The organism is Arthrobacter crystallopoietes BAB-32 (assembly GCF_000328305.2).
In the GTDB taxonomy this organism is placed as follows: Bacteria; Actinomycetota; Actinomycetes; order Actinomycetales; family Micrococcaceae; genus Crystallibacter; species Crystallibacter crystallopoietes_A.
Window position 1 is genome coordinate 1 of record NZ_ANPE02000211.1, and the last position, 8,738, is coordinate 8,738.

Here is an 8,738-nt window from a genome sequence, read left to right on the forward strand (position 1 = left end):
CGCACAGCTCATCCTTGAATTCCTGGGTGAACCGTCGACGTGATGCAGACATTCTGCAGATTCCTCATTTCAGTAGTCCCTCCGATTTTAAGAGGGTCCACTGTCCGAAATCTCTAGGCTCACCAGAGGTCGTGAAGGGCGCCGAAAGCAATGGGGCCGGCTGCCGCGATGGCATAACCGATTGATTGGGCCATGCCGGAAAGCGCCGCTGCCTGGGTGTGGTGTGCCGTGCGTAGGCTGAACAGGGAGAGGGCAATGACGATGAGGCTGCCGTAACCAAGCGCGGCCACCACGCACCAGAGCAAAGACAGTTCCGGGGACACCGCCAAGCCGACATAGGCGCTGAAAGCAAGCACGCTGGATATCAGGGCAAGCGGCCGCTGGTCCGCGAAACGGTGCAGCAGTGCGCCGGCACCGAGGCTGGCCAGCGTCCCGGTGAAGAGAAACACCGACATATGCATGCCCGAGGCAGCCTGTGAGATGCCAAGGTTCTGTTCAATGCTCGGCAGCCAGGCTATGAGAATGAAGAACGCCATGGATTGCAGCCCCATGAAGATGGTGACTTGCCATCCCAACGCCGATTTCCATGGTGAACGGTAAGTTTGGCCCGGAACACCGGCCGATCCTGACACGGTCATTCGACGGCGTAGCCGGGGCAACAGGGCAGCCAGAGCTATCAGCGCCAAGCCAGCCCAGATCCCCAGTGCCAGTCTCCAGCCCGAGTTTGTGGCGTTCGCGATGGGCACGACGAGCGCTGCCCCGGCGGCCGAGACGGCGCCTTGGGCCGAGGTTTACAATCCCGTCACCTGGCTGACCCGGGTAGGGACCTCCCGTTTGACCAAGGAAGGCAGCAGGACGTTCAGGAACGCGATTGCCATTCCCAGTAGAGCGGTTCCGGCCCAGATAGCTCCGTCGCCGGGGGCAGATCTGGCGAGGATGCCGATCATAAGTAGCAGCAGCGAGATCCACAGGGCGCGGTCCAGGCCAACCCGAAACGCCAATCCCGGGGCAACGGGGGAGAAGACGGCAAAGGCAATAATCGGCAGCCCGGTCAATAGTCCTGCAGTGCTGTTGGACCAGCCTTGATCGCTGCTGATCTCCGTCAGCAGCGGCCCGACGCTGACGAAGGCGACCCGCAGGTTCACCGCAATGACCATGATGCCCATGAACGCGAGTCCGAGCCGCACTTTACGCGCCGTCTTCGCTCCTTCAACAATCGTCATGACGTCCTTTTCCTCACCGCGCAAACCATCGCCCCACTCGAAGTCCAATTCTGGCACCGGACCAGCATTCGCTGCTTGCCGGCTGCGCGATCTACCAACTGTGCTGAAGGATCAGCTTCCGGGAATCACTCTGGGGCAGATCATGGCTTGCGGCGTCCTTATTAAGCGACTCCAAGGATCCGGATGTCTCGGGTGTCAGTTTGAAACCAATCTTGCTGGTTCTTCTGCCAGGATCTCGGCTGCAGCGCGCATGCCGGAGAGGTAAGCTCCATGGACGGTGCGGGGACGCCATTCAGCAGTTGCCTCACCAGCCCAGAAGACCCGACCGTCAATTGCTTGGGCCAATCGCAGCCTTGCGTCGGGGGAAGCGCCCGGAGGAAGGTGACTGTACGCTCCGCGCGCATATGGATCGCTAAGCCATGAGTGGTACGTGGCGAAGGTAGGATTCAGCGCGGTGTTTCCCAAGTGCTTTCGGACGCGGCCGAGCATCTCGGGCAAGACATCGGGTGCCCGTAGACTCATCAGCTGCCGGGCTTCGTCGCCCACAGCCCAGGCAACCACAACGGTCTCCCCTCCGGGGGCACCACCGTACGTGGAGTGCCAGAGCGCAGAGACGATGTCATCGTCCGTGTGTTTGAATTCCTCATCTAGGGGCCAGACGTCTCCATCGAAGACGAAGAGGACTTTAACGATGTCCAGGCTGATCGTCTCATGGATGGCCTGAACCTTATCGTCAGGCAGTGGTGGCTCAAACTGAACGTCGTTATTCTTTAGTACCCCAAGGGGGAGGGTAACGACGACGCGTGAGGCGTCGAATATTTGGACGGCACCGCCGGCTGAGGCGATAACGGACACACCGTTATCGGTTCGAACAATGCGCTCAACCCGGGTAGAGATCTGCAGTGGAAGATCCTCCGCGAGGAACGTTGTGATCAGATCGAGTCCCTCGGGTACGCGGGAGTTGTAGGTGCTCATGAACTCGCCGTGTTCAAGTTCGAGATGCAGTTCCTTTATGGCATCGGCCGCGCTCGTTCGGCGAAGCGACTCCCGGCCAGTTTGAGCCTCAAACGCCTCCGTCATCAGAGCCCGGTCATCCTCGGAAGAAATCGCGGCGAGGTAATTGCTCGCTGGCTGGGCTCGGTCGGGAGCCGCCAACGAGTCCAGGGTAGCGGCAAGTTGCGCGTCAAAGCCTTCCGGCAAGGTTCGGGTGCCGCCAACGCCCACCGTTGCTGTTCCGGCGTCCTCAAATATTTCCAGCAGGGGGTTCTGCGCGGTGTGCAGGAACTCGGCTCCAAGTTCTACAGGACGAGTGGCACCCTCCCGGAGAGTGAGGATGCGCCCACCTATACGGTCACGTGCTTCCAGGACCAAGACATCAAGGCCGGCCTCGCGCAGGCTGCAGGCTGCGCTTAGACCCGCAACCCCTGCGCCGATCACAATGACATCGGTCCTTGAATAACTGTGCTCAGACATGAGTTTGTCTCCTAATGAAGTTCTCTAAATTTTGTGCTCGTGCCCTATGGCTATGAAGGGGGCGCGGCTTGGAGGGGCAAGGCTACGCGCACGCCATCAGGGACCTGATATGACCTTGCTTTCCCCGCTTCTGAAGTCACACAATGCCGGATCGTGCGGGAGTGTCTTTCATAACCATCCCGTAATCGGTTGTCTTTATGCAGTGGCCGGGAATCCTCATGAACGCCTGCCATGCATCGGCCCCGCCTTCGGCTGGGAGGATGCATGGCTACCGGGCGCACAGGAGCACGGGGCGGGAGCGCGGGCCGCGATTCCGTCAAGCATCAGGGTGAGGGCAGTTTCGAAAATCTCGTCGAAGCCGACTTCGGCCAGGTTTCGGCGAACCTCTGCGGTATGCGGGTAGATTCCGGGGTTTACCGTGGAGTATTCCCGCACCCACGATGACTCGTCGGCGAACTGCCGCTGCGGGTCGAGCGAGAGGTACGCGGCGTGGCCGCCGGCCCAGAACAGAGAGAAGTCTGCCACCACCCGGTAGTAGAGAGCGGCGTCGTGTCCCTCGAAGCCGGCCGTCAGGATGGCGGAGAGGAAGGCCTCGACCAGACGCTTTTCGCCGTCCCTGCCGGTGGTCCGTGAACCCGAGAGGGAGCCGGCGGCCGGGTGCCGCTTGTAAACGTCGCGGATCCGGCGACTCAAATCTGCGATGTCGGTGCGCCAGCACCCGGACGAGGCAAATCCTGCCATCACCTCATCTAGTAACAGGTCTGCGACGGCCAGGACAATTTCGTCCTTATCCGCATAGTGGCGGTAGACCGCCGTCTGGTCGGCTCCAAGTGCGCGCCCCAAGCGGGGCAGCGTGAATGCTGCCAACCCGTGTTCGTCCAGTAAACGCAACGTGGCCTCGGCAATGGAACGCGCAGTCAAGGAACCGCGGGAAAGCTTCGCCCGTCCCGTCGCACTCTTACTCATATCGGCTCCTTATGGCTTCTTGCATCTTAGTCATAACTGTAGTCAAAGGTGTTGACTATGGCTAGGAGGAATGGTTTCCTGAATGTGGTCAGCGTTACACCGGCGGAGCCTCTCTGCTCCGGCTGCATAGGTTCGCTGCCGTTTCCCTTACGCGACTTCAGGTGAGAGCTATGACATCCATCAATGAACACACAGCGTTATCCGGGCACGAGAGCCCGGATAACGGACACATTTCCCGACCTCCAAGACAGTCCCAGGGGTTGGGGACCCTGGCCTTCACTGAATTATGGGAGCGCTTCAGCTTCTACGGGCTTCAGGGCATCTTGGCGTTTTACCTGCTGTACGCCCTCAACGAAGGTGGTCTTGCTCTCGCCCCTGCTGTTTCCGCGGGCATTGTCGGTGCCTATGGCGGAGCCGTCTACCTCGCCCAAATATTCGGGGCGTGGATGGGCGATCGCGTTCTAGCCCCTAAACGCATGGTGTTCTGGGGCGGCATCGTGATCACCCTGGGCCATCTTGCTCTCGCCTTCATTCCCGGACTTACCGGCCTCGGAGTTGGCCTCGGCCTCATTGTCATCGGCACGGGGGCGCTCAAGACCAACATCACCTCGATTGTTGGGTTTGTACTGGAGTCGGATCCGACCAAACGCGATGCCGGCTTCTCGTACTTTTACATGGCCATCAATATCGGCGCCGTTATCGGCCCCTTAGCCACCGGACTTGCACAAAGCATGGCCGGCTTCCATCTAGGTTTTGGCCTAGCCGCGATCGGCATGATTGCCGCACTCGTTCAGTACGCGGTCGGCATGCGCAAGCTTCCGCAGCAGGCCGGCGTCGTGCGCAACCCCTTACCGATGCGAAAGGCCTGGGCTCCCGCTGCAATTGTGGCCGCGCTGGTGGCACTTCTCGCCGCGTTATGGGCCACAGGTATTGTCAACGACTCCAACATGGCAAACGTCACCACCTTAGTGGTGGTCATGGCCGCAGCCGTCTACTTCCTCGTCCTGTTGACTTCCAAGCAAGTCACCCGTGTGGAGAAGCAGCGGGTCAGGGGGTTCGTGCCGCTGTTCATCGCCAGCGGGCTCTATTTCGGATTCTTGTTTCAGAATTTCACGACGATCGCGATCATCATTACGGATCGGGTAGACCTCGCGGTCGGGTCCTGGTCCTTTCCGGCGGCATGGATCACGACCATGGGACCCCTCGCGGCAGTGCTGGTCACTCCGATAATTGCCCGGCTTTGGACCCGCATGGGCTCGCGGCAACCCGGCTCGGCGGCAAAGTTCTCCTTCGGGATGATTCAGATCGGCGTGGGGTACGTGTTCCTGCTCTCTGTCTCAATGATTCAGGACTCAGAGATCTCCCTCATCGTGATGCTGTTGTTCATGATCATCGTGGGTACGTCCGAAGTGCTGATCGGCCCGATCGGCTTGTCCTTGGCCACACGTATCGCCCCGGACAAGTACAAGTCTCAGCTCGTCGCCCTGATCTTCCTCGCCCTCGCTGCAGGCTCATCGCTTTCCGGGCTCCTGGGGCAGCTATACACAACGATGAGCCACGAGGCCTACCTGGCCATGATTGCCGCGACCGCGATCGGACTTGGTCTTCTTCTCCGGATCTTCTCCCAAAGAATCCAGGCCATGATCAACGCAGGCCTACCGCAACTCTGACCCACCTGTGCTCAAGCGGGCGCCACAGGTCTGGCCCGGCCGTGAACGCGTCGGAGTCAGGGTGCCTCCTAATCTCCAGTACCGAGCAGTACAGGAGATCCTAGAGCGCAAGCCAACGGCGCCGGCCAAGGTCAGGAGCAATCCCGACTCCACAGACCGGCCGGCGCCCACTGGGACGCCCGAACTCGCCAGGGCGGGCCATGCAGCCGGACGCCACCCACTGGGGTCCCAACTATATAAACGACGAATCCATCTGCATCGCCCAATGAAGCACTGAAGGCCCTGCAGTTGTACTGCATGTGCGCGGCGAGGGCTTGGCTAAACGTTGAGTAACCGGGCCTGCGCTGAGGTATCTAGCATTTCTCGAGCGCGGAAGAGTTTCGGTGACAGGATGAACCGTGACCAAAGAGCGAACGTACTATACATTCCAGGCTGTTAGACGTGTCGACGTCGGGGAGCTTTCGGCTCGCCTAATTCGTGAGATTTCTGAGCAGGAGTTTGAGGAAACGCGGGCGGCCATCTATCGGGTGGAGAACTACCTGACCGGCTTTGATGCTTACATCTGGCGGTCGCTGGAGGACCTGCTCGCCACCGCAGAGAAAGCGCGGAGGCAGTTTGCGGAGAAGGGGAGCAGCTTCAGCCCCGGGCCTGTCGTTAGCGAGCTGGAGCTATGGGTAATCAACGTCTGCGCGGTTATAAAGATGTACGCGGAGCACGTCATAGTCCTGCTCGGCAAGATGTATGGAAAAGAGTCGACGGAACGGCGCGACGTGAAATCCCTATTCTCGCAGCTGTACGACTCCAGCCTTTCCTACAGGGTGTGCAACCACCTGAGGAACGCCCTGGTCCACGGATCCCCGATTGAGCTGATGCAAACGACCTTCAACACCAGCCTGTCTACGTCTGGGCAACCCGCCACGACAGTTGAAGTGCGACTTTCCCGTGATGGTTTCCGAGAGCACGCTCAAAACGCGAAGGTTCGCGATGGGGTAGTCGCACTTCCAGAAGAATTGGAGCTGATCTCCATAGCCACCGAGACGGCCAAGGGAACGATGGCCCTCCACGAAGAGATAATGCACTTGCTCAGCCCAGGAATGGGGCTGGCGGTCAATTCGCTGGCCCGGTTGTTTGTGGAAGCTGACGGAGTGCTTGCTGAGGACGAATGGCCCGGCTTTTTTGAAGTATCTCCGTCTGCGCCAGAAGGGTCGAGGATTAGGCCACTTCCGTTGCCGGAGAGTGTCTCCAAATTCGTCAGGGACTTCATCGACGCGCAGCCCACGGATTGAGGGAGTTGTTGGGGAAAGAAGCGTTTGCAGGGGAAAAAGCGGTGACAAATAGAACGGCTTGCAACCACTGACAAATTGGTGGCACTGACATCTCGCGTGACACGGGACAAATACGTGCCGACCTCCTTCTGGCTAACGTTATGTCCGCTCCGCCTTCGGCCATGTTCATTGTCTGGAGGTTCTTGGCCAACGGAAGAAATCGATTCTAAACTCCTGGGACCCCGGGATCGGGCGCTCCGGTTTCGCCGGCCGTCGTAACCGCGTGATCGGTCGTGGCGGCGTCGAAGGCGTCGGGATCGAAGGGCTTGTCGGAGCCTGTCATCTCAACCGCCCACTCTCTGGCCTCGGCATGGTCCGGATCAGCGGGATCGGCCAGGGCGTCGAGCAGTTCCTCGTAGCCCGGCATGCCGCCGCAATCTTCCGGGGGACCATGGCGCGCGCCGTCGACCAACGATGCCGCTGGGCCGCCGGGCAATGCGGGCCAGACCTTCAGTAGTTCGAGGCGGTGTAGCCAGCTGTCGCCAAAGTCGTACTCGTAGAACGCCGTTCCCGAGCCGCGGCCCAGCAGCTGTCCCAACGTCATGTCCTCTTCGGGCATGTCAATGGGATCCTCCACGAGGCCCCGGGGCAGCCACTGGAGGGGCCAGTCGATTTCGCCGTCCACCGGCTTGAGGCGTTCGAAAGGGTACAGATCGGTGAACCGGTGCAGATGTGTATCCTGCCAGCCGAAGGCCGCCTGCAGGACACGGTGCACACCGTCCAGTGGCATCGATGCATGCAGGTCCAGAACCCGCCATATCGGCGGCCGGCTGTCCTCCAACACAACGTGCACCCGCATGAGCCCTGGGCCCGGTGGCGGAGCTATCCCTTCCATGGGGTCCATGGTCTCAGAAGTGTGCGGCCGGAGGCCGGGACATTGTTTACGGCTCGGGGGGCCGGTGTGCACTTGGCTGGCCGTTGGCGATGACGGTTCATCGGGCGGCGGGACCGCCGTCGTGTCGTTCGCGATGGAGTAAATGGTCACCGACCTGTCGGTGATGTGGTCGATGTTTTCCAGCGTGACGTTAACGGCGGTCGAGCGGTTCTTGAGGTATTGCACCAGCTCACGTTGCGGCCACATGAGCTCTTCCATGAAGGAGCGGAAGTATCTGCCGCTGGCGCGGGTGTAGGCGCTGATTGTTTTGTGGTCCCTGGTGCGCATGCCGAAGGACAGCTCGACGTCGACATCGCCGAGGGGGTCAATGTGAGGATCCAGGTAGCTGCCGAAAATCCGGAGCCGTTCCACGTAGAGCGGCTTGTTAGGGTCGCTGTTGTACTCGCCGGCACGTTCCACCATCCCGGCGACCAGCCGGTCGGCGGTTCGTCTTCTGACCGGCTTTCCAAAGCTGGCCATGGCGAGGGCGTTACCGAGGGTTGTCGCCTCCCACCACACGTAACCGTCATCCCCGAGATCGACCTTGGCCAGGTAGCCGGCCTCCTCCATGTGCGCGAAGGCCGCCTCCGCGTCTTCGACGCCGTTCCGCCCGAGCAGGGCGTCGGCGGTTTCCTGCACGAAGGTTCCGCCGCGGAACAGGCGGACGAGACTCCGTGCCACCGGTGCCGGCAAACCGGCTATCGTATCGGTTTTGGCTACCCTCATGGGAGAACACTCGGGTCGTGCTCGAGCGCGGCGGTGATGACGGCCGGGGACGGCAGGGTAGCCTGCTCATCCGCGGGAAGCGCATCGTAAGTATAGGACGTCACGGCCAGGGGCTGGGCGGAGCCGTCGAGAGCGTAACGCACCGTGCGCTCGTTCCTGGACCCGCACACGAGGATTCCGACTGTCGGGGCCTGCCTGCGGAGCCGGAGCATGTCGTTGACGGCTGCGACGTAGAAGTTCAGCTGTCCCAGATGCTCGGGTTTGAACTTGCCGGCCTTCAGCTCCACGACCACGTAACGGTCGGAAGGGACATGGTAGAGCAGGAGATCGACATTATTCCGAGCTCGGAATAATATCGATTGTTCCGATTCTCGGGTTATTCCGATGCCCGCTGCTTTGCGTGGGTGATGGGCCAGTGACTTGGGAAGACGCACTCTGATGACGTGATTTGTCGGGATAATCCGGTGTCACTCCTTGAGCC

Annotated in this window: 7 protein-coding genes and 1 pseudogene; 2 read left to right on the forward strand and 6 right to left on the reverse strand. The window is 60.6% G+C overall.

Annotated elements, in window-relative coordinates:
* Window positions 1-119: 119 nt before the first annotated feature.
* From D477_RS23385 to D477_RS16615, 4 genes and pseudogenes are all read right to left on the reverse strand, one after another.
* Window positions 120-767, reverse strand: a pseudogene (locus D477_RS23385) (MFS transporter); the annotation flags it as partial.
* 24 nt (window positions 768-791) lie between these two features.
* Window positions 792-1,271, reverse strand: a complete 480-nt coding sequence (locus D477_RS23390) for a hypothetical protein (RefSeq protein WP_237740815.1) — start codon at window positions 1,269-1,271, stop codon at window positions 792-794.
* Window positions 1,272-1,418: 147 nt separating this feature from the next.
* Window positions 1,419-2,696 (reverse strand): flavin monoamine oxidase family protein, encoded by a 1,278-nt coding sequence (locus D477_RS21370; protein ID WP_005272236.1) that lies wholly within the window; start codon window positions 2,694-2,696, stop codon window positions 1,419-1,421.
* A 216-nt stretch (window positions 2,697-2,912) separates the two neighbouring features.
* Window positions 2,913-3,662, reverse strand: a complete 750-nt coding sequence (locus D477_RS16615; protein ID WP_005272238.1) for a TetR/AcrR family transcriptional regulator — start codon at window positions 3,660-3,662, stop codon at window positions 2,913-2,915.
* 170 nt (window positions 3,663-3,832) lie between these two features.
* On the opposite strand from D477_RS16615, the gene D477_RS16620 reads away from it, so the two are divergent.
* On the forward strand, window positions 3,833-5,332 hold the full coding sequence (locus tag D477_RS16620) for a peptide MFS transporter (RefSeq protein WP_081608602.1): 1,500 nt from the start codon (window positions 3,833-3,835) through the stop codon (window positions 5,330-5,332).
* A 398-nt stretch (window positions 5,333-5,730) separates the two neighbouring features.
* Window positions 5,731-6,618: a hypothetical protein gene (locus D477_RS16625; protein WP_005272249.1), complete on the forward strand. Its 888-nt coding sequence runs from the start codon at window positions 5,731-5,733 to the stop codon at window positions 6,616-6,618.
* Between the two features lie 205 nt (window positions 6,619-6,823).
* Here the strand turns inward: D477_RS16625 and D477_RS23395 are convergent, their stop codons facing one another.
* Both D477_RS23395 and D477_RS16640 read right to left on the reverse strand, forming a co-directional pair.
* Window positions 6,824-8,212: a plasmid pRiA4b ORF-3 family protein gene (locus tag D477_RS23395; protein WP_237740816.1), complete on the reverse strand. Its 1,389-nt coding sequence runs from the start codon at window positions 8,210-8,212 to the stop codon at window positions 6,824-6,826.
* A 41-nt stretch (window positions 8,213-8,253) separates the two neighbouring features.
* Entirely contained in the window at window positions 8,254-8,691 is a 438-nt protein-coding gene (locus D477_RS16640; protein ID WP_272943830.1) for a PDDEXK nuclease domain-containing protein, read from the reverse strand.
* Window positions 8,692-8,738: the final 47 nt, after the last annotated feature.

Coding starts and splice junctions, on each gene's coding strand:
- D477_RS21370 (WP_005272236.1), bottom strand. CDS start 2,696: ATGTCTGAGCACAGTTATTCAAGGACCGATGTCATTGTGATCGGCGCA.
- D477_RS16615 (WP_005272238.1), bottom strand. CDS start 3,662: ATGAGTAAGAGTGCGACGGGACGGGCGAAGCTTTCCCGCGGTTCCTTG.
- D477_RS16620 (WP_081608602.1), top strand. CDS start 3,833: ATGACATCCATCAATGAACACACAGCGTTATCCGGGCACGAGAGCCCG.